At 39.1% G+C, this 24997-nt stretch carries 26 protein-coding genes; 1 reads left to right on the top strand and 25 read right to left on the bottom strand.

Going from position 1 to position 24997, the window contains the following annotated elements:
- Positions 1-3: 3 nt before the first annotated feature.
- The 21 genes from K364_RS0120270 to K364_RS25015 form a co-directional block, all read right to left on the bottom strand.
- Positions 4-2598 (bottom strand): CBS domain-containing protein, encoded by a 2595-nt coding sequence (locus K364_RS0120270; protein WP_028309520.1) that lies wholly within the window; start codon positions 2596-2598, stop codon positions 4-6.
- A 144-nt stretch (positions 2599-2742) separates the two neighbouring features.
- Positions 2743-4053: a diaminopimelate decarboxylase gene (lysA, locus tag K364_RS0120265; RefSeq protein WP_028309519.1), complete on the bottom strand. Its 1311-nt coding sequence runs from the start codon at positions 4051-4053 to the stop codon at positions 2743-2745.
- A gap of 433 nt (positions 4054-4486) precedes the next feature.
- Entirely contained in the window at positions 4487-5533 is a 1047-nt protein-coding gene (locus K364_RS0120260) for an IS30 family transposase (protein WP_028307680.1), read from the bottom strand.
- Between the two features lie 126 nt (positions 5534-5659).
- Positions 5660-6634 (bottom strand): acyl-CoA dehydratase activase, encoded by a 975-nt coding sequence (locus tag K364_RS0120255; RefSeq protein WP_028309518.1) that lies wholly within the window; start codon positions 6632-6634, stop codon positions 5660-5662.
- Complete coding sequence (locus K364_RS0120250; RefSeq protein WP_028309517.1) at positions 6619-7728, bottom strand: CoA protein activase; 1110 nt, start codon at positions 7726-7728, stop codon at positions 6619-6621. Before K364_RS0120250 ends, K364_RS0120255 begins: the two co-directional genes overlap by 16 nt.
- Positions 7725-8702, bottom strand: a complete 978-nt coding sequence (locus K364_RS0120245; protein ID WP_028309516.1) for an acyl-CoA dehydratase activase-related protein — start codon at positions 8700-8702, stop codon at positions 7725-7727. The genes K364_RS0120250 and K364_RS0120245 overlap by 4 nt, the downstream gene beginning before the upstream one ends.
- 96 nt (positions 8703-8798) lie before the next feature.
- On the bottom strand, positions 8799-10316 hold the full coding sequence (locus K364_RS0120240; protein ID WP_028309515.1) for a spore germination protein: 1518 nt from the start codon (positions 10314-10316) through the stop codon (positions 8799-8801).
- Positions 10300-10875 carry a stage V sporulation protein SpoVABEA gene (gene spoVAEA / locus K364_RS0120235; RefSeq protein WP_028309514.1) on the bottom strand — a complete coding sequence of 192 codons (576 nt, stop codon included), beginning with the start codon at positions 10873-10875 and terminating at the stop codon, positions 10300-10302. The genes K364_RS0120240 and spoVAEA overlap by 17 nt, the downstream gene beginning before the upstream one ends.
- 119 nt (positions 10876-10994) lie before the next feature.
- Entirely contained in the window at positions 10995-11243 is a 249-nt protein-coding gene (locus K364_RS25030; protein ID WP_051534275.1) for a dodecin family protein, read from the bottom strand.
- A gap of 91 nt (positions 11244-11334) precedes the next feature.
- Positions 11335-12111: an RNA polymerase sporulation sigma factor SigF gene (sigF, locus tag K364_RS0120225; RefSeq protein WP_028309513.1), complete on the bottom strand. Its 777-nt coding sequence runs from the start codon at positions 12109-12111 to the stop codon at positions 11335-11337.
- Between the two features lie 11 nt (positions 12112-12122).
- On the bottom strand, positions 12123-12572 hold the full coding sequence (gene spoIIAB, locus K364_RS0120220) for an anti-sigma F factor (RefSeq protein ID WP_035270452.1): 450 nt from the start codon (positions 12570-12572) through the stop codon (positions 12123-12125).
- Positions 12565-12906: an STAS domain-containing protein gene (locus K364_RS25025; protein WP_035270450.1), complete on the bottom strand. Its 342-nt coding sequence runs from the start codon at positions 12904-12906 to the stop codon at positions 12565-12567. Before K364_RS25025 ends, spoIIAB begins: the two co-directional genes overlap by 8 nt.
- A gap of 155 nt (positions 12907-13061) precedes the next feature.
- Entirely contained in the window at positions 13062-14210 is a 1149-nt protein-coding gene (locus K364_RS0120210; protein ID WP_028309511.1) for a D-alanyl-D-alanine carboxypeptidase family protein, read from the bottom strand.
- Between the two features lie 82 nt (positions 14211-14292).
- Positions 14293-15600 carry a pyrimidine-nucleoside phosphorylase gene (locus K364_RS0120205; RefSeq protein ID WP_028309510.1) on the bottom strand — a complete coding sequence of 436 codons (1308 nt, stop codon included), beginning with the start codon at positions 15598-15600 and terminating at the stop codon, positions 14293-14295.
- A gap of 2 nt (positions 15601-15602) precedes the next feature.
- Positions 15603-16427 (bottom strand): purine-nucleoside phosphorylase, encoded by an 825-nt coding sequence (locus K364_RS0120200; protein ID WP_277995625.1) that lies wholly within the window; start codon positions 16425-16427, stop codon positions 15603-15605.
- Between the two features lie 17 nt (positions 16428-16444).
- On the bottom strand, positions 16445-17620 hold the full coding sequence (locus K364_RS25020) for a phosphopentomutase (RefSeq protein WP_035270449.1): 1176 nt from the start codon (positions 17618-17620) through the stop codon (positions 16445-16447).
- Between the two features lie 21 nt (positions 17621-17641).
- Positions 17642-18535 carry a site-specific tyrosine recombinase XerD gene (gene xerD, locus K364_RS0120190; protein WP_028309508.1) on the bottom strand — a complete coding sequence of 298 codons (894 nt, stop codon included), beginning with the start codon at positions 18533-18535 and terminating at the stop codon, positions 17642-17644.
- A 71-nt stretch (positions 18536-18606) separates the two neighbouring features.
- Positions 18607-19005 (bottom strand): hypothetical protein, encoded by a 399-nt coding sequence (locus K364_RS0120185; RefSeq protein ID WP_028309507.1) that lies wholly within the window; start codon positions 19003-19005, stop codon positions 18607-18609.
- Between the two features lie 78 nt (positions 19006-19083).
- Positions 19084-19716, bottom strand: a complete 633-nt coding sequence (spoIIM, locus tag K364_RS0120180) for a stage II sporulation protein M (RefSeq protein ID WP_028309506.1) — start codon at positions 19714-19716, stop codon at positions 19084-19086.
- 54 nt (positions 19717-19770) lie between these two features.
- Entirely contained in the window at positions 19771-20436 is a 666-nt protein-coding gene (locus K364_RS0120175) for a hypothetical protein (RefSeq protein ID WP_028309505.1), read from the bottom strand.
- Complete coding sequence (locus tag K364_RS25015) at positions 20417-20965, bottom strand: NUDIX hydrolase (RefSeq protein ID WP_035270446.1); 549 nt, start codon at positions 20963-20965, stop codon at positions 20417-20419. Before K364_RS25015 ends, K364_RS0120175 begins: the two co-directional genes overlap by 20 nt.
- A 97-nt stretch (positions 20966-21062) precedes the next feature.
- On the opposite strand from K364_RS25015, the gene K364_RS27675 reads away from it, so the two are divergent.
- Positions 21063-21191, top strand: a complete 129-nt coding sequence (locus K364_RS27675; protein ID WP_277995624.1) for a hypothetical protein — start codon at positions 21063-21065, stop codon at positions 21189-21191.
- Between the two features lie 9 nt (positions 21192-21200).
- Here the strand turns inward: K364_RS27675 and K364_RS0120160 are convergent, their stop codons facing one another.
- From K364_RS0120160 to steA, 4 genes are read right to left on the bottom strand one after another with little or no spacing between them, the layout of a single operon-like run.
- Positions 21201-22268: a DUF3866 family protein gene (locus tag K364_RS0120160; RefSeq protein WP_028309504.1), complete on the bottom strand. Its 1068-nt coding sequence runs from the start codon at positions 22266-22268 to the stop codon at positions 21201-21203.
- Positions 22269-22296: 28 nt separating this feature from the next.
- Complete coding sequence (locus K364_RS25010; protein ID WP_051534273.1) at positions 22297-23100, bottom strand: MraY family glycosyltransferase; 804 nt, start codon at positions 23098-23100, stop codon at positions 22297-22299.
- 5 nt (positions 23101-23105) lie between these two features.
- Complete coding sequence (locus K364_RS25005; RefSeq protein WP_035270443.1) at positions 23106-23780, bottom strand: glycosyltransferase family 2 protein; 675 nt, start codon at positions 23778-23780, stop codon at positions 23106-23108.
- A 10-nt stretch (positions 23781-23790) separates the two neighbouring features.
- Positions 23791-24924 carry a putative cytokinetic ring protein SteA gene (steA, locus tag K364_RS0120145; protein ID WP_028309503.1) on the bottom strand — a complete coding sequence of 378 codons (1134 nt, stop codon included), beginning with the start codon at positions 24922-24924 and terminating at the stop codon, positions 23791-23793.
- Positions 24925-24997: the final 73 nt, after the last annotated feature.

Below are 24997 nucleotides of genomic sequence, written 5' to 3'. Positions count from 1 at the left end.
AACTTATTCCCTCCCATTTGAAGCAAGATATTCACGCACCCACCTTTTTGCTCCATCTTTATCCCTAAATTTCCCATCTAAATAAGCTTCTTCTAGTTTAGCAAGAATTAATTTATAAATAGGACCTGGTTTTATTCCCATATCCTTTAAATCCAAGCCCTGGATGGGGATGATAAGACCTGTACGCTGCTTTAGATAGTTTATCATCATATTATTATAACAGGTGGGCTCCACAGTAGCCATAAAAAGTATGGCGTTAAAGGAAGTCTTTTTGAAAATTTTATGTAAGAAACCCGGTGTAATCTTTTGGCCGTTACTAAGCTTAATCCATATATTCCTAGAGTATTCAATATCTTTGATAACCTTCCTGTCAAAATTATTTAGTGCATATCTATTTAATCTGTCTATCCATTCATCTGTATTATATAGGATTACCCCCAAATAGCAAATCCAGGCAATACCCTCATCAAGACTTTTCCCTAGTTTCTTGTAGATTTTGTCCAGAGTAGCTACTTGGGTAAGCTTGGCCTGATTAATATCAAAACCAAAAAGGTGGTACCAGATGCGTAGATAGTTTAATCTCCTTATGGAATTAACCACATTGGTCTCTCTGAAAAGGATCTTTAGCTCATTGGCTATTCTGGGGTTTGACACAGATTCAATGAGTTCTACTGAGTTTTGTGCAAGCTCCAGGGTTTGAGAATCCATGGCAAAGCCAAACCTCTGTTCAAAGCGTACAGCCCTGAGAATTCTAGTTGGATCCTCTACAAAACTCAAGTTATAGAGTATACGAATTTTCCCCTGTTGTAAATCCCTGTAGCCATGAAAATGGTCAATTAAGACTCCATAATTTAAATTGCTAAGCTTAATGGCCATGGCATTGATGGTAAAATCCCTTCTATATAAATCCTCTTTGAGACTTGACCTTTCCACAGTTGGAAGGGCTGCAGGATAGTCATAGTATTCTCTTCTTGCAGTAGCCAGGTCTATGTTCACTCCATTTTCTAATTTCCACTTGGCAGTGCCAAACTTTTTGTGGCTTGTGACCCTGCCTCCCCATTTTTTAGCAAGAAATTCTGCAAATTCAATTGCATCACCATCTACAACTATATCTATATCTTCACTGGGGTAGCCCAGCAACAGATCTCTCACTATACCTCCCACCATATAAACCTTATAATCATAAATATCAGCTGCAGCTGCAATGTGCTTTATTATCTTTAAAAGCTTGGGAGGAATATTATCTTCCAGCAGATCTTGAACATTCTTTTCAATGGGTACGGGCAAAACTGTGCTGATTTCATTGCCTTTAATATTTTCACCATGTAAATAGTTTAATACATCAGTTCTGGAAACAATCCCTATAAGTTTTCCATCCTCTATAACCGGAAGCCTTCCCACATCCTGGTCAATCATGGTGTTTTGAATTTCTTCCATTGAGGTATCCTTAGATATTGTAATTACATTTTTACTCATGAATCCCTTAACAGGGGCATGCCCCAGCCCATGGTGAGCTGCTTTATCCACGTCCCGTCTGGATATTATCCCTATTACCTCACTATCCTTAACTACTGGCAGACCAGTATGACCATATCTGAGCATAATCTTTGCAGCTTCCTCGATGCTTGTCTCAGGCGAAACTGTTTTTACAGGGCTGCTCATAATGTCTTTAGCATATATGGAAGGTTTAAGGGTTTTTGTTATAAGGCTTTTTATTGTTTCCAGTATTTCTAGATAGTTTCCATTTTTGATAGAGGCAGAGGCGGCTTTTGAGTGTCCACCACCTCCAAACTGGGCAACTATTGTCTGAATGTCAATCATGTCGGTATTTGATCTGCCAACTACAAAAATCTTGTTGGACATTTCCACAACCAGGAAAAGGGCATGTACACCTGTTACCTCTAAAATTTTACTGGCCAAGAGAGATAGACCCCCCTGAAAGTTTTTTTGCCTATGCCAGGCAATTAGTATGTCTAATCCCTTCAGGTTGAATTCTGTACTATTTACCATTAAAGAGTTAAAGAGGTTCTGTTGCTCCCCTAGTAAGGGCCTTTCAGAAAATCTAGAGACAATTCCCAGATTTGCTCCCTTTTCCAGCAAATAGGCTGCAGCATGTAAATCCCTTGAGCTTGTGTTTGCATAACAGAAGGACCCTGTATCAGTATAGAGTCCAAGCGCCATGATTGTAGCCTCAAAGGCAGATATAGTTATATTGTTTTTTTGTAATTGTTCAATTAAAAGGGTTACTGTTGCGCCAACACTGTCAATATTTTTAAAAACTATTCTATCATTACTCCCGCTGGAAGATTGATGATGGTCATAGATAATTAAATTAGCTTCCTTGAGATAATCTTTAAAATAGCCCACCCTGTCAAGGCCACCAGTATCTACTATGATTACCTCCTCAACCCGATGCCAGTCTATTTGCCGCGGTGAGAATAGCTGCATACTATCTTTATATAGGGCAAGGAATTGCTGTACTGAAAGGCTCAACCTTTCAGGCAGTATCTTTTTTGCCTTGGGATATAGCTTCCCGGCAGCTACCATGGAAGCGAGACCATCAAAGTCTAAATTTAAATGGGATATAATTACCTGCACATCAAGCCCCCCTAAGAAAGAAAAGTATTAATAAAGACATAATTAGTATAATTAAATTTACCAGTAATTACTATACTCTTTGTGAAAAGATAGAGATTAATAGAAAAATAAGGAGTACCATTAGTACTCCTTAATTGAAAACACTTATTTTAACCTTTCAGGTATTATGTCATTTCTAATAAGATCCTCATAGGTTTCTCTTTTTACTATCTCTTCTGATGTGCCTTTATAAACAAGTACCACTGCTTGTCTTGGTATCCTATTATAATTGCCTGACATTGAGTATCCATAGGCACCTGTTGTTGGCATGGCCAGTATATCTCCAGGCTCTAGCTCCGGCAGATTTACATTCCATGCAAGTATATCCCCTGATTCACAGCACTTTCCTGTAATGGTAACCTTATCAGTCTTAGGAGCATTCATTTTGTTAGCAGCATATACATCATATTTTGCTTCATAAAGGGCTGGACGTAGATTTTCATTCATACCTCCATCAACTGCCACATACTTACGTACACCGGGTATATTCTTTATAGATCCTACCCTATATAGGGTGGTTCCTGCGGGGCCAGCAATGGATCTGCCTGGTTCAATAAGTATCCTGGGGACAGGGAGTGAAAACTCCTTACATTTATCCTTTACAGTTGTCATAACAATTACAGAGTAGCTGTCAATGCTGGCAGGCTCATCACCTTCAGAATAGTAGATTCCCAACCCACCACCCAGGTTTAGTTCTTCAACAACATATCCAGTCTCTTTTTCTATGTTCTTCATGAACTCAATCATCACATGGGCTGCATGTCCATAGGAACCCATTTCAAAAATTTGTGAGCCTATGTGGCAGTGAATACCTTTTAATTCCAGAAAAGGCAGCTTCAGAGCAGTCTTTACTCCCTCCATGGCCTGTCCATTAGCTAGTGTAAAACCAAACTTTGAATCTATTTGACCAGTTTTAATATATTCATGGGTATGGGCTTCAATACCTGGTGTGATCCTTAAAAGGATGGCCTGCTTAATGTTTAATTCACTTGCAATGCCATTTAAAACATGAAGCTCATAAAAGTTATCTACAACTATGCGTCCAACTTCATGCTTTAAGGCTAGCTCTATTTCTTCAAGGCTTTTATTATTGCCATGGAAAAATACTTTCTCCATAGGAAACCCAGCTTTAAGTGCAGTATAGAGCTCTCCCCCTGATACCACATCAAGGCCTAGACCTTCCTCATTGACTATTTTACACATGGCAGTTGTTAAAAAAGCCTTGCTTGCATATAAAATCTGAGAGTTCCCCTTTTCTAAGAAGGCTTTAGACAATCTTTGGCAGGTATTTCTTATGAGTTCTTCATCCATAACCCAAAGTGGGGAACCATGCTTTTCTATTAGTTCCACTGCACTGCAGCCACCTATTTCCAAAATCCCTTGAGCATTAACGGTAGAAGTACCATGAAGCTTCACTTAACTCACTCCTCATACATATCTATTGTAATTAAAAAACAGTTGTGAATACTAACTCCCACAACTGTTTAAAAAATCCTGTTTTTAAATGCCAGAAAGTGGGCAATTGCTTTGCGAACAATAGTATCACACCATGCCATGGGTGTCAATAATAATTCTTATCCAACGAGTTTCTATAAATTGCAATATTAAATGCCTAGAATTTTATGGTAATTAGTATAATGTTTGGGTATCTTTTTTGTCCTATTTATTTAAAATATAATTAAATATAATAATTAAAATTAGTAGTCGAGGTTGTGGGTATGTGGGCAACGCTGCTTTTGCGTTGTCCAAGCAGTTGTGGAGTCTGTGGATAACTCTTCAGAGTTATCCATCAGAATCCACAACTGAGGCATATCCACAGCCTCTTGCTTTAAACTCGGAGGCTAATCCATTAAGCGGCCATATCGTTTGCTGATCGATAACCGAATATCCTCCGGGGATAGCTGTTTATCCAGTGCTCTATTCTTTTTATATCTTCCTCAGTATAATCATCTATATTTGATCCTTTGGGGATAAACCGACGTATCAGTTTGTTTATATTCTCATTGGTTCCTCTCTCCCAAGAACTGTATGGATGAGCATAGTATACGGTTACCCGTTTGTTCTCCTGGTTTAGGAGTGATTTTTCTAAAGACTCATAATCCAAAAACTCGCTTCCGTTGTCCACTGTGATGGATTTAAATTTCTTTTTAAACCCATCTCCATGCAGGAGTTCGAGGTAATCGAGCTTCTCTTTGACGAATTCCTGAGTCTTTTGGGGTATTTTGAAAATGATTTCTTCCCGCCGCTGCCTCTCGCTTAATACGAGCAGGACAGGTCCACCACCGTCACGTTTTCCTACCACACAGTCCATCTCCCAGTGACCGTATTCTTCTCTGGTCTCTATCTCGGGGGGTCTATCTTCTATGCTGGTTCCTTTGAGCTTCCTGTGGGTTCTAACCTTGCTGTAGGACCTTTTTTTCTTATCCTTCTTAACAGGCAAATCTTTGTTTGTGATGTTTAAGAAAATCCCCTGGTCTATGTAGTTGTATAAAGTCTTTGTGCATATGCTTGTTTTAAACTTCAGTTCCTTTGCCTTGATTTCACCAATAACTGCATCCGGTGAGTACTTGTCTTTAATTATTTTCCTTTCAATGTGCTCTACTAGCTTGTGGTCATTGCCTATTTTGAGCCCAGGCCCTTTGTTTTGCCCATTTTTATCATAAATCCGTTGCCCCACATCAGCACAATATTCTTTCCGATAGGTTAAATCGCTGTTTTGAAGCTTTATTGTTCCTTTTGAGATTTCTCTTTCAATGGTTCGCTTGTTTCTACCTAGCCTATTAGCTATTTCAAGAGGCCCTATTCCTTCTCTTAGCAAATCTTCGATTCTGTATCTTTCTCTTAGGCTAAGGTGTTTATTTTTTCTAGCTTCTAAGGTATTATTATATTGGCTCATGGTATCTCCTTTGCAATGTTTTGTTTGATCACTTAACATTATACATTGGATTTACCATGAGTCTATATTTTTGATGCCCTACGGCATTTAATTTTACAACTTACCATCCAACGAGTTTCTAATCCACTAGCTGATTTGTTCCCTTTTCATGCTGCCATTTTCCCACTTGCCGCACCTATCACCCCATCTTGCCAAGACCTCTTCACCTTCAAGTATTTGTATAACCTCACAGCTATTAGCACAGCTGTTACATTCAAAGCTGCTGGCCTGGTATTGGGCCATTGCTGATTTGAAACCCTTGAATTTGGTGCTCTGCCCTTTTGTTGTTTCTTTAGCTAATAAAGCACTACCTATAGCACCCATGACATCATGGTATTCAGGTACAACAACCTCACATTTTAGCTCCCTTTTAAAAGCTTCAATCATGCCATGATTGGCGGCTACTCCACCCTGAAATACTATTTTTGACTGAATATTTTTGCCCTTACCCACATTGTTCAAATAGTTGCGAACTAGTGCCTCACAAAGACCTGCCACTATGTCCTCAAGAGAATGACCCATTTGCTGCTTGTGTATCATATCAGATTCAGCAAATACAGAACAACGACCAGCTATCCTAACAGGATTATTGCTGTGTAGAGCCATCCTTCCAAATTCCTCTATGGGCAGTTCAAGTCGAGAGGCCTGCTGGTCTAAGAAGGAACCTGTTCCTGCCGCACAAACAGTGTTCATTGCAAAATCTGCAACAACCCCATTGCGTATAATGATAATCTTTGAATCCTGCCCACCAATTTCAATTACCGTTTTGGCATCTGGTACTAGAGTGGATGCTGCAACGGCATGTGCAGTAATCTCATTTTTCACCACATCAGCTCCAACCATAAGAGCAGTCAGGTTTCTAGCACTTCCTGTTGTGCCCACACCCATGATGGTCAAGTCCTCGCCAATTTCTTCCTTTACCTTTTGTAGTCCCTTCTGGACAGCCTTAATGGGCTGGCCCTGGGTTCTTATATATAGTTTATGTTTAACCTCATTATGATCGTCAATAACCACAATATTTGTACTCACAGAGCCTACATCTATACCTAAATACCCATGCATGTAACAGCTTCCTCCTTTTTTCCTAAAAGCTTATTTCTATATATCATGTCAGTAAAAGCCTCTAAGCTAGTTGTTAATCCTGCTTTGCCTGTCTGTTCATCAACATAAATGGTCATAATAGGCAGCCCAGAATCTTCACTAACTTTAAATAATAGTGTTTGAGCAACAATTTCAGGCATACATGTTAAAGGTGCAATTTGAATGACACCATCTACCTTGTCCTTTAATTCTACTGCATGACCAACTGTTTCTCTTCCATGTCCACCTACAAAATAGTTTAAATAGGGTGAGGCTAGTTTCTTTGCTTTCTTTGCGCCTTTAATGGGCAGCAATCCTCCAAGAAGGTGGTCATTAATCCACTGGCTTAGAAACAAGGGCCTGTAGACCTCAACGCCCAATCTTCCTAGTATCTTTTCCATATCAAAATTTACAAAGGGTTCAAGAACTGTATATATCTCTCCTACTATGGCTATTTTGACAACAGGTTTACCCTTGCATAGAGGTATACCAGAAAGCTCCCCTTTATAATAACCGGCAGTTTTTTTAACCTGAGCTTTAGTACTGCACAATTCAATTTCAATTAAAAAATGCTTGAAAATATTATCAGCATCCCCGGAATTAATTTCACGTGGACGAAGCCTATGGAGTTCCATTTCCAGTTGGTCAATGGCATAGGTTTTATGCCATGCTAGATGGATGCTTTTTAGGGATTGGCTCCATGTGGAACGCTTCAGATATTTCACCTTATCCCAGACCTCACTTAGATGAACATCCGGTGGTTCCAGCACTACCATTTCCAGATTGTAGCCTAAATCCTCCAAAATCTCTCTTTGAATTTCAGCATAATATCCAAACCTGCAGGGACCAACTCCCCCACCCATGATGATTGTGTCTGCCCCTAATTCGGCTGCCTCAATGTAGTTGCCAAGATTTATTTTCAATGGAAGACAGGCTGATTCAGGAGAGTACTTGGTACCAATGTTCAGTGTCTTTTTTGAGCATGGCGGTGGCACAACCACATCTAAACCAAATCCTTCAAATATGGTTTTACCTGTAACATGAAAATGCCCCATATGGGGAAAGGTTACCTTCATACTGCATGTCTCCTCCTTAGCATATCTAAAAAAGCCTCCAATCGTGTATTCACTCCGGCCTCCCCTGTATGTTCATCTAAGGTCAGGAGCATAAAGGGGATATTATTTTTTCTGATATAACCCTCAGCCAGATGACCTATAAGAGAATCTGGGCCACAACCAAAGGATGCCACATAGATAATGCCTTGTATCCTGTTATTTTCGGAGAAATCATAAAGGGAGCCTATTATTTTCTTTCCTAGGGTCCAGAATATCCTTTTACGCAGCTTACTGCTCTGCTGATTAATTATTTCCTTATCTACCATCTCAGGTGTAAGTACATTAAAACCATTGTCCCTTAGCTTTTTAATGAGGTTCATATTAAGATGCTCATCATAGAGGTTATATCCATGACCGAGAACTGCTATATTTGGAGCATCCCTACTTGATAATTTTTTTTCTGTCTTGCTACCTGAAAAAACTTCCAGAGCATCATTTGGGGTTAGCTCCTTTAATAAGAATTTTTCATAATTTAACTGTGCATTGACTGCTTTATCCCATGCATGATGAGCAAGTTTGGAATCAATCTTTAATTCCCTGGCCATGACTATAAAAGCTGTTTTGTGCTCCTGCTGACAGTTTTTTTTCAAGGCAATGGTGGGAGTCAACCATTTAACTTTATGGTTAAAGACTGCCCTTACCATGTCTGGCAACCCCATAAATTTAGGACAGATGTATTCCCTTGGTTCAATACTCACTATCCTTGGACAGAAAATATAATCAACCCTTGATAAAAGATTTTCTACATGTCCAAAATATATTTTTACTGGGAAGCACACTTCATCTACAGTTAATTGTACGCCCTTGGTGGCAATATTCTTGTTGGTGCTATTTGAAACCACCACCTGGCAGCCTATCTCCTTAAAATATGTCGACCATAATGGATAATAGTAATAATAAAACAGTGATTGTGGTAGGCCTATCCTAATTGTCATAGCTCCTCCTTTTGGTTATACAAATGCTTTTTTTAGTATAAACATAAAGAAACCCAAATATACTTGGGTTTCCAGTTAATTCCTGAAAAGCATTTATTATTCATCTTTTTCCTCTTTGGATTTTGGCTTCAAGGCAGGAGACGGCTCCTGCCTGTCTCTATCCTGCGGCTTAATTATGCTGAGTCTTGTATTATGTAAAGGTACAGGACTTCTGAAGATCACTGCATATAAGGCCTTTAGGTTTAGGGGTATTAAAGGCCACATGTAAGGTACGCCAAAACTCTTGGTTAGTGCGATAAAAACAAAGGCCATTAGTGCTGCTCCCAAAAATCCAGGCAATAGGAACAGCCCTGTTGCAATAAGTATAAAGATTCTCACTATTGTATTGGCCAGCCCTAACTCGAAGCTTGGTGTTGAAAATATACCTACTGCAGCTATAGCAGCATATAGTATAATCTCCGGTGAAAACAAACCAATGGTTATGGCAATGTCCCCAATAAGAACAGCAGCAATCAAACCAAGGGCTGTTGCCAGCGCAGAAGGTGTGTGAATAGCAGCAATTCGCATAAGATTAATGCCTAATTCTGCAAATAAAGCCTGTGCAAACAAGGGCACATTACCTGTTTCCTCAGGCCCTATAAATTTAAGCCCTTCCGGCAGTAAAGCTGGATTGAGTGAAAATAGCAACCATAAGGGCAGGAGAAATATGGAAAGGAACACTCCAGTATATCTTCCGAGTTTCAAAAAGGCACCTAATAATGGTCCCTGCCGGTATTCTTCTGCATGCTGGAGGTGATGAAAAAATGTAACTGGCAGGATCATTACACTAGGTGATGTGTCAACAATAACAAGTATATGTCCTTCTAATAAGTGTACTGCCGCAACATCTGGTCTCTCAGTATAACGGACCTTGGGAAATGGATTCCAATAGCTTCCAGGTGTGATAAGCTCCTCCACAGATTTCTCACCCATGGGTAATCCATCAATATCTATTAATTCTATTTTTTCTTTTATAGAATTAACTGTATCAGGGTTGGCAATATCTTCAATATACATTATGCATATGTCAGTTTGGGACCTTCTGCCTGCCTGCATAATATTAACCCTTAGCTTTGGATCTCTAATTCTTCTTCTGATTAATGCTATGTTAAATACAATAGTTTCCACAAAGCCGTCTCTGGAGCCTCTAATAACCCTTTCAAGATCAGGTTCTTCTGAGCCCCTTATTGGATATTCTCTAACATCTAATATAAGGATTTTGTCAGCACCTTCAACTACAACAGCCATTGCTCCAGACAGAACAGAATACATAACCTTATCCATTTTCTCTTCAGTTTCTGCTTCTACATAATGAATGTGCCTTTTAATTAATTTCTCCAGGGAAAAGGGACACATTTCCTCGCGACTGACAGTTTCCAGGGATCTAGTTATTTTTGTAACTATGTCATCCTTGACAAAACCATCAATAAAGAACATGCCAAATTTTCTTTTGAAAAACTCCATTTCTCTGTAGATAACATCAAAGTTTTCATCCACGGCGAGACTTTTCATCAGGTAATCAACGTTTTTGGAAAATTCTTTGTTAACGCTAACATTATCAGCTTTCTCTGACATGAAATCCACTCCTAGCAAGAATTTCTTCAACTGCTTTTAAGGTAATTGGGCTTCCCATTTTAAGACTATCAAAGCCTTCCATTTTGCCAGTATCCCCTGTTCCAACAATCAAGGGAACACCCTCACCCTCTAGTACTTCTACAGTATCACCTGCTAGACCCCCTGTTGAGGGAAGCCCCTCCTTATCTACACTCCCACTAATAATATGGCCATACCTATCAATGGAAATATCCACATCAATTTCTTTAGCATACTCGGTATTTGAAGCTACTGCTACCACTCCTAACACCTCAATATCTGGATGATTGATTATGTAGTCCATGGCCTGTTCACCTTTGCCCTGGCCAATTGCCCCCTTATCATCAAGCATTATTAAAATAGGATCATAGGGGGTTCTTTTAACCAGCTTAACTATGTCCTCACCGGACACTGGTGTGGGGTTGCCAGCCGAAAGAGAAATACATCTTCCTCCAACCTGCCTGGCAACCTTTTCAACAGCTTTTCTTGCAGCCTTATCTCCATCGGTTATTAAGATTACTTTTCTTTTGTTTTTTCCCATGTAATCATCCTAGTTGTTTTTATATTAGCTATTTTTTCTTTACTTCGATAAAATATTCAGACATGTTCATAAAAAATTTAAAGACTGCTGAGCAATTCAACAGTCTATTGATAATACTATTAAAGCATGTCACCTTGATACTGCTGATGATACTGCTGATTCATATGACCCCTCTGAGTTGAATAAGCAATTTTCACATTTGCTTTATAATCAGTCAGCTGGCCATTTACCACATCAGCAGTAAGATTGTATATTTCTACACCTGTAATATTTGGAATTTCCCTGGATGCCTCATTAACTGCTTGCTGAACTGCATCCTTCCAACTTGTATGGGATTCACCGACGAGCTCCACTACCTTTACATGCATTATATAAAATACCTCCTTTAAAAGTTTTCTCTATTATTATTGCCAGCAAAAAAATATCTATGCTAAAAAAGACCATCCCAAATTATAAATATTAGGATGGCTCTTTTAAAATATTTTTAATATTTTTTAATGCCTGTCTTTCAATTCTAGATACCTGCACCTGTGACAGGCCAACTATTTCCGCTACCTCCATTTGGGTTTTATCATGGAAAAACCTCAGCAGGATAATCTGCCTGTGCTTTTGAGGCAGATGTTTAAGGACCTCCCTAACAAGAATTCTATCAAACCAGGCATCCTCAGTTACCTTATTATCACTTAACTGGTCTACAACTAATATTGGATCACCTTCGTCCTGATAAAGAGTATCATGGATAGAGGATGGGCATTGAACAGCATCAAGAGAAGCAATGATATCCTCCTTGGGGATATGAAGCCTTTCACTTAATTCAACCAATGTTGGTTCACGACCTAGCTCTTTGGTCATATCTTCTTTCATTTTATATGCTTTAAAAGCTGTTTCTTTAAGAGAGCGGCTTATTTTAACAGAACTGTCATCCCTTAGAAATCTGCGTATTTCTCCAAGGATCATAGGAACAGCATATGTAGAAAACTTGACATTATAGTTTAAATCAAATTTATCAATTGCCTTCATTAAACCTATAGTTCCTATTTGAAACAAATCCTCGAGATCATGTCCTCTATTCTCAAACCTCTGTACAAGATTAAATACAAGTTTTAGATTACAATTGATAAGGCGTTCCCGAGCCTCCCCATCTCCGTCTTTTGTTTTGGTCAGGAGCTCCTGCATCTCCTTATCGGATAATAAGGGAAATCTAGGTAGATTCATTTCAGATAATCTAGATCCCATAATCATATCACCTAATTTTTTAGATTATTAACTATCCGCTTTCCCATAATTACCTGAGTCCCTGAACCAGGCTTAGAATTTACAATTAAAGTGTCCATGAAAGAACCCATAAAAACAAAACCTAGTCCCATTCTTTCTGGATCAGTAGAAAAGGCAGGCTGTACAGCTTGATCTACATCTTCTATGCCCTTGCCCTCATCCGTAACCTCTATCTCCATTCTATCTTCATAACGAATAATAGTAACCTTTATTATACCCTTTTCTGAATTATCATATCCATGAATTATAGAGTTTGATACGGCTTCAGAAACAGCTACTTTTATTTCCTCTAATTCGTTAAGGGTTAGGTCATCTTGAGCTGCAAAGGATGCTACAGCTACTCTGGCCAGGCCTACGTTCTCCTGAAGGCTTAAAAATTCCATTTTCAATAAATTTAAAACCTTATCACTTTTTTTAGTCATTATTAATTCCTCCTACGTCCCTATACTGGTCTGTAACATTGATCAATCTAGTAATACCAGATAATTCTAGGACACGCTTTACCTGGGGTTGTACATTTTTTATGTAGATTTTAGTACCAGATGTAAGCATTTTTTTATATCTGCCAAGTAAAACACCTAAGCCTGAGCTATCTATAAAATTAACATTGGAAAAATCCAGGACTAACTCCTTTCCTGGGTTTTCACTAATTAGTTCATCCAATTTTGTACGAAGCTTGTCGGCAACCTTTAAATCCAATTCTCCTGCTACGTTAACAAGTATTCTTTCCTCCAAAAGCTCTGTTTTAGTAAGCAAAATATTTCCCCCTTATGTTGCAATCTACAAAGTTATTCTACCATCTTTTACATCCTTCCTGCATAATATTTACAGAAATAATGTCGAAATGACCACTACAGTAAAAAAAGAAGGAGGATTCTCCCCCTTCTGGTTTATATTTATTAATTCCAGTATTAAATTACTAGGCTGAATACACCCCTTAATACTTTTGTTAGCATTTTCATAAAGGAACCTTTTTGTACCTCTTTAGCTGTTACTAGATCATATTTTTTTAATTCCTTGCCATCCTTCATAATAACCAGCTCACCAGCTATTGTCCCTTTTGCTACGGGTGCAGGCAGATAGGGACGCATAATTATTTTGGTAGAATACCCCTCATCTTGACCCTTAAGAATCGTAACTCCAACGTTATCAGTTGTTATAAGATCAACAAAATCTTCAGCACCCTTACCTACTTTTGCTTGACCAAAAACAGTATTTTGAGCATAGAATTGTTTAAAGGTATATTTTGAAAACCCATAATTTAGTAATTTCATACTTTCTCTAAAATGGCCATTTACCTCGTCAACACCCATGACTACAGATATTAATCTTAACCCGTCTCTAGAAGCTGTAGCCACCAAATTTCTTTTTGCCACTGAAGTAGTACCTGTCTTAAAACCGTCGGCTCCTGGATACCACCAGAGCAGCTTGTTAAGGCTATATCTAGCAGTTGGAGGATCCTCACGAAACTCATAATACTGCATTGATGTATACTCTAAGGTTTTTGGATATCTTAGGCTGTACTGCCCAATTAAAGCCATATCCTTTGCTGTGGTGTAGTGGTCTTCATGGTGCAAGCCATGAGTGTTTACAAAATGGGTGTTTTTACATCCAATCTCCTTGGCCATTTTATTCATAATATCAACAAAAGCCTCTTCGCTGCCGGCAACATGCTCTGCCACAGCTACACTAGCGTCATTGGCAGAACCCAGGATGATTGCTTTAAGCATATCATCTAAGGTAAACTCCTCTCCAACCTCCAGGTACAATTGGGCTCCTCCATAGCTTGCTGCATTTTCACTTGTTATTACTTTTTCATCCAGGGATAGCTGGCCTTTTTCCACTAAATCCAGTACCACTACAAGGGTCATAAGCTTTGTCATGCTAGCTGGATACCATTTCTTCTCGCTGTCTAATTCAAAAAGCACATCACCAGTAGCTGCATCTATTAAAATGGCTGTTTCAGCTTTAATATCCACCTCTGCTCCTGCTGGCATACAAAAAAATAATACAAGCAATAAGGCAAACAAAAAAATTGTGAGCCCTTTTTTCCAATGCATGATATCTCCCCCTATTAACTCTTTGTCCGGCTGTGTCCTTAATTTCAATTTATTTTAGTTAATAGGTTTTTATGACAATAAATTAATTTGCTATTTTACCAAACACCAGGGGGTACTCCCTGGGTTTTTTTGCCTTTATTCTCACTGCATCAGTTATTATTCTCAAGGCGGCATCAAAGTTGTGGGAATTCATTGAGTGAACATCTGCAATACATTCGCCTTTTGTTACAGCATCTCCTATCCTCTTTTTTAAGGTCACACCTACTTCCAGGAGGATGCTCTGTTCCTTGTATTCTCTACCTGCACCTAAAACCATGGCAGCCCTTCCTAACTTCTCGGCATCTAACTCCCAAATGTATCCATCCATGGAGGCCAATACTGGTGTAATGGTTGATGCATGAGGCAGTATAGATAGATCTTCTACCACACCTGGATTTCCTCCTTGATTTTCTATAATCTCGACAAGCTTTTCAATTGCCCTGCCCTTTTCTATAAGCTCTATTAATAAGGCCTTAGCCTGTGCTTTATCTCCAACGGCTTTTGCCATTAAAAGCATTTCAGAGGCTAACTCTATGGACAGGTCATATAAATCTCCCTTTAAATCTCCTCTAAGTGTCAGGATTGCTTCCTTAACCTCCAGGGCATTACCAATGGCCATGCCAAGGGGTTGATCCATATTGGTGATTAAGGCAGTAGTCTCTCTATTCATGCCAGCACCAATCTTCACCATGGTTTTTGCCAGTTCTAGGGCCTGTTCCTGGGATTTCATAAAGGCACCCTTGCCTACCTTTACATCAAGAAGAATTTTATCTGCACCAGCGGCAATCTTCTTGGACATTACGCTGCTTGCTATCAAGGATACTATGTCAACAGTAGCAGTAACATCTCTTAAAGAGTAGAGCTTTTTATCTGCAGGAACCAGATTGCCTGTTTGGCCTGCTATTACAGCTCCTGTTTTCTTAACTAATCTTACTACGGAATCAATTTCCAGCTCCACATTAAAACCTGGAATTGCTTCAAGCTTATCAATTGTCCCCCCTGTATGGCCCAGTCCCCTGCCTGACATTTTTACAACAGGTACACCTGCAGCAGCCACCAGGGGTACAAGAATGAGTGTAGTTGTGTCTGCTACTCCCCCAGTACTGTGCTTATCAACCTTGCAGCCGGGTATTGGGGAAAGATCTATTGTATCCCCAGAATTAACCATGGACTCTGTTAGATGGATTGTTTCTTCTTCAGATAGTCCTTGAAAATAAACTGCCATTGACCATGCAGCTATTTGATAATCTGGTATACTGCCCTTTACAAAGCCATCTATTAGATAATTAATTTCCTCTCTGGTCAACTCATGTCCGTTTCTTTTTTTTAAAATTAATTCATGGGCCCTCACAGCTATAACCTCCCCACGACTCCCTTAACTAGTTTTATAAAGGTGTCCTTGACCCTGTCAGCCGTTTCCACGACCTCATCATGACTAAGTTTTTCTGGTAAAACACCAGCAGCCATATTGGTTATGCATGAAATACCAAGTACTTTAATACCCATATGATTAGCTGCTATTACCTCAGGCACAGTTGACATGCCTACTGCATCAGCTCCAATTGTCCTCAGGTAGCGAATTTCAGCAGGTGTTTCATAGCTTGGCCCTGAAACTGCTGCATAGACCCCTTTTTGCACATGGATTGTCAAGTCCTTTGCTGTTAATGCTGCCAGTTCTCTCAAGCCCGCATTATATGCTTCTGACATGTCTGGAAACCTATCCCCTAACTGTTGGATATTTGGCCCAATTAAGGGATTGGTTCCTAATAGATTTATATGGTCCGTAATAAGCATTAAATCTCCTGGCTGAAAATCTAAATTCACTCCTCCGGCAGCATTGGTAATAATAAGGTTTTCAATACCAAGCTGTCCCATAACCCTCACTGGATAAACCACCTCTTCCATGGTGTAGCCTTCATAATAGTGGAACCTTCCCTGCATCACTACAACATTTTTACCTTCAAGCTCTCCTATTACCAACTGACCCTTATGACCTTCCACAGTGGTTACAGGAAAGTGGGGGATGTCATTATATGGAAGTAAAGTTGGGTTTTGTATTTCTTCAGCCAGGACTCCAAGACCTGAGCCCAGGATAATACCAAGCTCAGGTTCACTGTTTATTGAATTTCTAATATACTTTTTTGTATCTTCAAATTCTCTTATCATTTTATTAGGCATAACCTTTAGCTACCTCCTTAATCTATTAAAAAATCCTTACTCATGTCAGTTCCATGTGGCACGGGACTTGTTTTTAGCAGGCTAGTAATGGTAGCTGCCACATCAGCAAAGGATTGTCTTGTCCCCAAAGAAACCCCATTTTTAACATGACGCCCATAAATGATTAAAGGAACATATTCACGGGTATGATCCGTGCTTGCCATGGTAGGATCACAACCATGGTCAGCTGTAATAAATAGAATATCATTCTTATCCATGGCATTTATTATTTCAGGAAGCTCTCTATCAAATTCCTCTAAAGCATCAGCATATCCCCTGGGATCATTTCTGTGACCGAATTTCATGTCAAATTCAACCAGGTTTGTAAAAATTAATCCATTGATTGTCCTGGTCATTGCTTCAATGGTTTTAGCAATGCCATCCTGGTTATTTATTGTGGGAATAGACTGTGTAATTCCCCTGCCAGCATAAATGTCTTTGATCTTTCCTATTCCTACCACATTATAACCACTTTCAGTTAAGATATCCAACAGCATTGGGTAAGGAGGTTCCAGGGAGTAATCGTGTCTATTTGCAGTTCTAACAAAGTTTCCAGGACTTCCTATAAAAGGCCTGGCTATGACCCTGCCAACTCCATGGGGCGGCTGTAAGATCTCCCTGGCAATTCTGCAGTACTCATATAGGGTTTCCAGGGGAATAATCTCCTCATGGGCAGCAATTTGAAAAACACTATCTGCAGAAGTATAAACGATGGGTTTGCCAGTTTCCATATGTTCTTTGCCCAATTTTTGAATTATTTCTGTTCCGGAAGCAGCTATATTTCCTAGAACATCCCTGCCAATTCTAGCTTTAAATTCTTCTAAAACCTCCGGGGGAAATCCATTTGGATATGTAGGAAAGGGATTTTCAAGTATTTGCCCAGCCATCTCCCAATGGCCTGTAGTCGTATCCTTGCCGGCAGACCTTTCAGCCATTTTCCCAAAAGCTCCAAGGGGTTCATCTACTCTGGCGACACCCATTATGTCAATAATATGTCCCAATCCCATGCCTTCAAGGTTGGGTACATTTATTCCTCCCACAGCAGCAGCCAGGTTTTTTAAAGTATTACTTCCAGTATCACCATAAAGGTGGGCATCAGGTAGTTCTCCAACTCCAACACTATCTAACACAATTAAAATTACTCGTTGAATCATTTTATCCCTCATTTTTTAAAGTTATGTATTTTTTGCCCTGGGATGGGTACTATCATAAACCTTTCGTAAATGACTATTTGTTAAATGGGTATAGATCTGAGTTGTAGAAATGTCAGCATGCCCAAGCATTTCTTGGACAGCTCTTAAATCAGCCCCATTTTCCAACAAATGTGTTGCAAAGGAATGCCTCAAAGTATGTGGGGTAATTTCACTAATTCCCGCAGCCCTGGCATATTTTTTTAGGATTTTCCACAGGCCCTGTCTTGTTAATCGGTTGCCCATATTATTAACAAATACCGCCTTTTCACCTGGCTTCTTGATTAGTTTAACCCGTGACTGTTCTAAATATTGAGTAACAAAAAAAATAGCCATTGAGCCCAGGGGAACTATCCTTTCCTTTGAACCTTTTCCATAGCACCTGATAAACCCCTTGTTTAACTCCATATCTCCAAGGTCAAGAGAGACCAGTTCAGTAACCCTTAGACCTGATGCATAAAGCACCTCCAGCATGGCCCTGTCTCTTAGACCTATAGTTGTTTTTATTCTAGGTCTTTGAAGCAGATTGTCCACCTGCTCCATGGTCAGGGTCATTGGAAGCTTTCTGCTTAACTTGGGTGACTGTAGATTCTCTGATGGATTATTTTCAAGTATGCCCTCATTAACAAGAAACTTCATAAAGGTTTTGATGGCTGCCCTATTTCTAGAAATGGTTGTAGGTGCTTTGCCATTTGACTTAAGAAGCAGAATATATTCTATTAGGTGCTGATTGTTAAGCGCATGCACAGAATTAATATTCTCTTCCTCGAGAAAGGTTATGAATTGTTCAAGGTCACTCAAATAAGAGGATAAAGTATTATCAGACAGACCTCTTTCGACTGCAAGATAATGTATGAATCTTTCTAGCAAAACCCTCATAATAAATAACTCCCATCACTTGCTGGAATATACATTACTTCCACAAGAGATGGGAAATTCCTGTCAATAAATTATTCTTTGCGAAACTTTTCTAGAATTTTTTGCCAAAATCCCTTTTTCACTTCTTTTTCCTTAAACTCCTGTTCTAAATCTTTATCTTCAGGGGATTCCTTTTCCTGTTTTTCATCTTCACATGCCTCATTAGTTTGGTCATGTTTAACTACTTCTACTTCATTTCCAGGTTGTGCTTGTGCAGCTTCCCCTTGAGCACCTTCTGCTGCAGCCTCTTCTTCACCCTCTAGAGCCTGTACCTCAGAGCCAATTGGATTGTCAAACATTTCCTCAAATTCTATAGTAGTGTTGATGCTTTTGTAATAGTTTAAACCTATACTAAATGCGGCAGCTAAAAGAATTATACAAGCTAAAATAATAAGCTTTTTACGCCAATTTGGAATGGTCACAACAATCATTAAACAAACCTCCCTGGTTTTAAACATTCACATGTTAAAAAGTATGAGGGAAGTTTATATTTTAGACTAAATATTATGCTATTGAAAATATGTTATTATGATTTTCATGGTCAGAGGTGCTCCGTAGCCCTCTATTAATCCACCTATTACAGTGAAAACACAAAATACCAGCAGCAGTAGTATATAATTAATAAACATTTGAGAAATGGAAAGTTTTCTTCCACCCATTGTGCCCCTTAACAAGCATAAGGAAAAGGTTATTGAGGCTACAGCACAAATCATTAGGCTGGGCACGTAAAAGAAATTCTGTGGCAACACTGCAAAAATAGCTATGAGCATTCCAGCTAAACCCTTTTGTAGTATTAGAAAGCCAACTGTAAAGCCCATAATGAAGCCTTTAAAGGAGACTATCAATAAAATAATGGGAATACCAATAACAGTTAGGCCTAAGGCCCAGGTTAAAAATATAAATTTGAGATTATTAAAAATGGCATCCTGTGCCACTAAAACAGAATTAATGTTCCAACCTGTAAGGCCCTTTAGAAAATAGTCAAAATAATCCACTAGTTCTTGAAGCTGATATTCATTTAAGGTACTAACAGTGAATGCGCCAAGGGAACTGCCACCTAGAAACATAAGTGTTGAAAGTATATACAACACCATGTGATCTCGTATATGGTTAAACCATAATTTTAGCAGGGCTTTTATCATTAGTGTTGTCCCCCCATATCACTTCTATTTTAATGATATGCAGGAAGGCTTGTTTTATGACAAGCCCTTTGTGAGATCACACAAATACTTTGCCGCCAAAATGTCTTCATAGGATTTGGAGCTTGCTGCTGCATAGGATATGTCCCTCTGCAGCCTGACAGCAAGGCTATAAGCTCTATGAATCCCTTTTAAGGCTGGAGCTTTTCCCTTCATATGCCTGGTTCGGGCAATGGTTGCGGTAGTGACAATACCTCCGGCATTGTACGCAGCGTCAAAGGCAACTCCACCTGTGCTGGTAGCAGCTATGGCAATTTTGTTGTTAAGAGGAGCAAAGGCCCAAAGCTCTTTACCCACATTGGGGACAAAATCACTAATTTTTGTATTCATTTTAATGAGCTTATTAACCAATCTTTGACAGTTTTTCTTTTGTTCTTCTTTACTTGCAAATCTAGGTTCACCAATTATTACCACTTCCATATTTAATTCATGGGCCATAAAGGCAGCATCCCCTGCAATTTTCTCAGGGTTGACTGGAACAGGAGCAGAAGTATGGTCAGGACTGGCACCAAATACTGCTGCAGCACCCATCTCCAGGGCAGTTTCCAGGCTGGTAGACATATCTATAATGTCTACTATAACCACTACATGACCATTAATTGCCGCATTATAGGCTCCACTTGCATCTACTGTCATATAAACTTTAGGTTGTTTCGTCTTCATAAAAAACCTTAGCAGCAAGAATGCCGGCAGCAGTTTTTGCGTCCTCAATTTTGTTTTCCTTAATTAGATCTATTACTTCCCCTAAGGGTAACAAGTCAAGGTGGCTAATTTCCTCTGTATCCATGGGAGTGTTTAATGTCCTGGATAGGTCTGTTGCCAAAAAAATTACCACCTTCTCGTTACTAAAGCCTGGAGATGTATAAACAGCAAGTAATTCCTGCCAATTATTGGCCACATAGCCTGTTTCCTCTAAAAGTTCCCTTTGTGCACACGATAAAGGTATTTCATTTTTTTCAAGCTTACCAGCAGGAATTTCCATAAGCTCCTTTTCCATTGGCTTCCTATATTGGGTAACTAGCAAAACCTTTTTATCCTGGGTAATAGCTACTATGGCTACAGCACCTGGATGCTCAACAATTTCTCTCTGCCCTATCCTTCCCCCTTTTAGCTCAACTTTATCAACTCTTAAACGCAGGATCCTGCCTTCAAAGAAGCACTGAGAGCTTATTGTATTTTCTCTATTACTCACCAAAACCACCCACTTTTATAAGTTTTAACTGAACAAGGCATAATCTGACATAAGCTACATAAGCTAATACCCTAAATATAATACTGGAGGAGCTAATATGTTTATTATTGTAAATAAAAAAAGCTTTTACTTTATTGGTAAGGTTAAAGAACTGCGAAAAAATTTAAATGAATTGAATACAGAATATACTACTGTAGCCCAATTCATTAAAAGTAAGCTCCATTAACAAGTGTAGTTAGTCTTGGGCCGCTAAAATCCCTGCAGCGCCTGCAGCTAAAAAGTAGTAACGTTCTTCTTCAACTGATCTTCCCATTGTTGAAAAGGGTATTCTTAAATGATTTGCATAGTCTAAAACCTGTTCAGCATTAATTGATACAAAGGTATGCTTATCATCTAACCTTCTTTCTCGAATCTGTTCCCGTAGAAACTCACTTTCATGTCTAGGCAGCACAGGAAGACAAACCTCGGCAGGCTGTAGTGCTACCTTTTCTAATATTGTTAGTGTATGGTGGCTGAGCCCCTTGTGCCTGTCTCGTTTGTCCTTAAAGGTAATTCTAGGAATTGCTATGGCCCTGCCCTTAAGAATATTTACAGCATTTATTATGTCACCCTGTTCTATGCCGGTAAAGCCCCATTTAGTTCCTGTCCCCACAACTCCAGGTCCCATACAAATAATTACAGCATCTGCATTTAGTACTTCTTTTGCTGCAATCAGGCCTGAATAAACATTTACCGCTTCGTAATCGCCACCAAAAGCATGACCAACAGTGACTGTACCGTCAATCAATTCTAATTCCTTTAGGGTGGCTACAGTTTTACTAAAGGCAATGGGTAAGGCTCCCCCGTCTGTCATTATGTAAACCACTTTCCCCTTGGGTTTCATGAGCTTATATCCCAGGGCTGCTGGAGCTAGCTTGCTATGCAGACTGCCTATCATAACTGGCATCCCATTTAGGTTTTTAAAGCTTGCAATTTTACCATGGTGGGGATTTGTCTGCTCTTCTACTGCCAGCACCTTAATCTGATAGGGCGTATACCTCAGCTTCATAATATGACCCTTTTCTTTAGCTGTGCTTTCCATATTAGCCAAATTTAGCATAACTAAATGGTATCCGCCTGTACCAAGGCCGTGCTCTACTGCTGTTGTATTTAACACAACCTCATCCCCTGGCTTTACGATTCCTGTTGTGGAAGGATAATTAATGGCAGAAAACTCTTCATCGCCAATGGTAACCTTTATCCACTGCACATCAGCATTTTCTTTATCAATCCCTACTACCTTTCCGATTTTCTTTGTTATCACCCTTGGCCCTCCCCTGAAGTATATATAATTAGCTCCTACCCCAATTATCAATACGGCTTAGGAACTGATTACTTTCTATAAGAGAATTTAATGAATTTTTCTCAGTATACCAATGCAGCATTATTAAGACAAGAACTATTATAATATTTATTAAAAAAGGTAATACAAGAAAGCTTATAATACCCACGCTCATGCCTATAGTATTAGAGCCCGCATCTCCAAGCATGGATCTCCCCTTAAAATCAAAGGGAGCATAGGCCAGGGTGCACCCTAAAATTGGATATAATAACATTATATTCTTATTTCCTAAATAATAGGCCATAAAAATTAAAAAAGCAGCTACTAAAAAAAATACTTTAATACACCTGCCCGGCCTTAAGTCAAAGAGATTAAAAGCATTTGTAAATAGCAGAATTACTAAAAATGCCACCATAAACTCTAAAAGGTTTACTGCAAACAAAAAAGCTCCAAAAAATGCAATTATGATTCCTGTAAAGGCCTTTATTGTTCCAGATGTGACCCTTCCCTTAAAAAGTAGGCTAAAATGACCTTTGAAACCCTTGATTTTGGTATCACCAAATATATCATCATATAAACCAACAAACCCCATTATTATTAATGCACTTCCATAAAAGACAATAGTTGAAGGGGAAATGATGTCATACCATGCAAAGGGTAATGCTACACTTAAGGGAATTAGCAGGATTCCAATGCCTATTGGGATATTCCTTCCCATAAAGTTTTCCTTTGTCCAATCTAATAACCCAAATCCTTTAACACCAAGGGGAATAAAAACTCTTGTTATTATATAAGCTGCAAAAGCACCAAGCATCTAATCTAACTCCTTAAAAGCCTAATTTTAAATAAAGCTATTAGTATATGATAAAACTGTTTTCCACGATGCTTAAAGTCAGAAATGCTTCTACCAGTTTCTCTATGATGCATTTTGGTCTCAATTTCCATGACACAGAGACCCTTATTTAAAGCTTTTATGGTTGCCAATATCTCAACACCAAATCCTTCTGCAAAGGGAAACAAAGCTGCAAAGGCTTGTCTATTCATAACCCTTTGCCCAGACAAGGGAGCCCTTAATTTTTGCCCACCATATATCCTAATAACTACATTTGCCAGACCTTTTACCAGGCCAATTCCGCCTTTTTTCTTAGCTTTTGGAAAGGCAGCAATTGTCATGTCAGCTTTACCATTGACAACAGGCTCTATCAGCTTTGCAAGCTCACCAGCACTGGCTCCTAAATCAGCATCAATCAAGGCAATTAATTCTTGATTACACTGCAGACAACCAAGGTTTAAGGCATTGCCCTTACCTCTATTATGCTCTATCCTAATAACCTCAACTCCAGTATCCTCAGCTAGCTGGGCAGTATTATCGCTGCTTCCATCATCAACAACAATTATCTGTTTAACACCTTGAACCTTTTTTACTGCCTTGATGGTTTCTACAATATGCTGCTCTTCGTTGTAGGCAGGTATGACTACCGATACAGCTTTCATAAATAGCCTCCTAAACCTGGAGTATTAGACGCAGCCTTAGATATAATAATCTAACAAATTGAAAGGCTGGCGGTGAAATAATAAATACAATAAATAGGGGAATAAGTGCGGCCATAACCATTGCTGCAAAATATTTTAGTTTAAATTTTTGCTTATATAGCTGATTTACTCCTCTTGCATCCATTAGAATAGAGCCTATCTTTAATCTTACTAAAAAGGTGCTGGACATGCCCTGCCTGCCCTTTTCTAAAAAATCAATTACATTGGAATGGGTCCCAACAGCCACTATGAGCTCTGCACCCTTCTCATAGGCCACCAGCATTGCAACATCTTCGCTAGTTCCAAAGGTGGGAAGTACCTTGTAATTGCTGATACCTAAGTTTTTCATCCTATCTATACCAGGAGCCTTACCATTACGATAAGCATGGACAACAATTTCTGCACCACACTTTAAGGCCTTATCAGATACACTATCCATGTCCCCTATTATGAGGTTAGGCTTGAGTCCGTTTTCAAGTAAGGCATCCGCCCCGCCATCAACGCCAATTAAAACTGGCTTCATTTCTCTAATATAGCTTCTAAGAGCCTGTAAATCCTCCTTGTACTTTTGTCCCCTGACAACTATTAAGCAATGCTTTCCCTTGAAAGCAGTTTGGATATGGGATAAATCTATCTCTTTAAAAATTACTTCAAGCTCACTTTTTGCATACTCAATGGTGTTTTTTATAAATTTTTCAAGCTGGGGATTAAAGTTTTCCTTGGCCTTTTTTAATGCAGCCTTAACACCCTGTAAATTTAATAACTTTCCCTGTGTCAGATGACCACCTGAGCTGTTATATATTGTTCCGCCAATAATGCTAATCTCATCACCATCATCAACAGTATCCCAGATTTCATCATTAACACATTCAATTATAGCTATTCCCTTTTCAAGCAGGTTTAAAGGACCAGGATTGGGATATTTACCTGTACTGGACCTTTTCACATTGATGACAGCCTTAACCTTGGCCTCAATAAGAGAATTAGCTGCTATTTCATCTAAATCCTCATGGGCAATCAATGCAATGTCCCCTGGTTTTAAATTTGGCACCAACTCTTTTGTTCTACGATTTTTTAAAACCCGCCCTTTAATTGTGTTTTTCATTTCTAACACCCTTTTTTAGGTTGCCCAAGGAAGGATTTAAGTATTAGTTAGAACAAAAAATCCTACGAAAAAT

Origin of the sequence: Desulfitibacter alkalitolerans DSM 16504 (assembly GCF_000620305.1) — a bacterium.
GTDB classification, from domain to species: domain Bacteria; phylum Bacillota; class DSM-16504; order Desulfitibacterales; family Desulfitibacteraceae; genus Desulfitibacter; species Desulfitibacter alkalitolerans.
This window is presented reverse-complemented; position numbering and strand designations above follow the sequence as displayed.

What these genes read in the sequence shown, in the direction of transcription:
- spoIIAB (WP_035270452.1), bottom strand. Translation starts at nt 12,572, where the DNA reads ATGACTAAAAAAAGTGATAAGGTTTTAAATTTATTGAAAATGGAATTT.
- K364_RS0120185 (WP_028309507.1), bottom strand. Translation starts at nt 19,005, where the DNA reads ATGATTGTTGTGACCATTCCAAATTGGCGTAAAAAGCTTATTATTTTA.
- K364_RS25005 (WP_035270443.1), bottom strand. Translation starts at nt 23,780, where the DNA reads ATGAAAGCTGTATCGGTAGTCATACCTGCCTACAACGAAGAGCAGCAT.
- K364_RS0120255 (WP_028309518.1), bottom strand. Translation starts at nt 6,634, where the DNA reads ATGCATGGGTATTTAGGTATAGATGTAGGCTCTGTGAGTACAAATATT.
- spoVAEA (WP_028309514.1), bottom strand. Translation starts at nt 10,875, where the DNA reads ATGGGAAAAAACAAAAGAAAAGTAATCTTAATAACCGATGGAGATAAG.
- K364_RS27675 (WP_277995624.1), top strand. Translation starts at nt 21,063, where the DNA reads ATGTTTATTATTGTAAATAAAAAAAGCTTTTACTTTATTGGTAAGGTT.
- K364_RS25010 (WP_051534273.1), bottom strand. Translation starts at nt 23,100, where the DNA reads ATGCTTGGTGCTTTTGCAGCTTATATAATAACAAGAGTTTTTATTCCC.
- K364_RS0120260 (WP_028307680.1), bottom strand. Translation starts at nt 5,533, where the DNA reads ATGAGCCAATATAATAATACCTTAGAAGCTAGAAAAAATAAACACCTT.
- K364_RS25020 (WP_035270449.1), bottom strand. Translation starts at nt 17,620, where the DNA reads ATGATTCAACGAGTAATTTTAATTGTGTTAGATAGTGTTGGAGTTGGA.
- xerD (WP_028309508.1), bottom strand. Translation starts at nt 18,535, where the DNA reads ATGAGGGTTTTGCTAGAAAGATTCATACATTATCTTGCAGTCGAAAGA.
- sigF (WP_028309513.1), bottom strand. Translation starts at nt 12,111, where the DNA reads ATGGGATCTAGATTATCTGAAATGAATCTACCTAGATTTCCCTTATTA.
- K364_RS0120250 (WP_028309517.1), bottom strand. Translation starts at nt 7,728, where the DNA reads ATGAAGGTAACCTTTCCCCATATGGGGCATTTTCATGTTACAGGTAAA.
- K364_RS0120240 (WP_028309515.1), bottom strand. Translation starts at nt 10,316, where the DNA reads ATGTCAGAGAAAGCTGATAATGTTAGCGTTAACAAAGAATTTTCCAAA.
- K364_RS0120200 (WP_277995625.1), bottom strand. Translation starts at nt 16,427, where the DNA reads ATGCCTAATAAAATGATAAGAGAATTTGAAGATACAAAAAAGTATATT.
- K364_RS0120175 (WP_028309505.1), bottom strand. Translation starts at nt 20,436, where the DNA reads ATGAAGACGAAACAACCTAAAGTTTATATGACAGTAGATGCAAGTGGA.
- K364_RS0120245 (WP_028309516.1), bottom strand. Translation starts at nt 8,702, where the DNA reads ATGACAATTAGGATAGGCCTACCACAATCACTGTTTTATTATTACTAT.
- K364_RS0120210 (WP_028309511.1), bottom strand. Translation starts at nt 14,210, where the DNA reads ATGCATTGGAAAAAAGGGCTCACAATTTTTTTGTTTGCCTTATTGCTT.
- spoIIM (WP_028309506.1), bottom strand. Translation starts at nt 19,716, where the DNA reads ATGATAAAAGCCCTGCTAAAATTATGGTTTAACCATATACGAGATCAC.
- steA (WP_028309503.1), bottom strand. Translation starts at nt 24,924, where the DNA reads ATGAAAAACACAATTAAAGGGCGGGTTTTAAAAAATCGTAGAACAAAA.
- K364_RS25030 (WP_051534275.1), bottom strand. Translation starts at nt 11,243, where the DNA reads ATGCATGTAAAGGTAGTGGAGCTCGTCGGTGAATCCCATACAAGTTGG.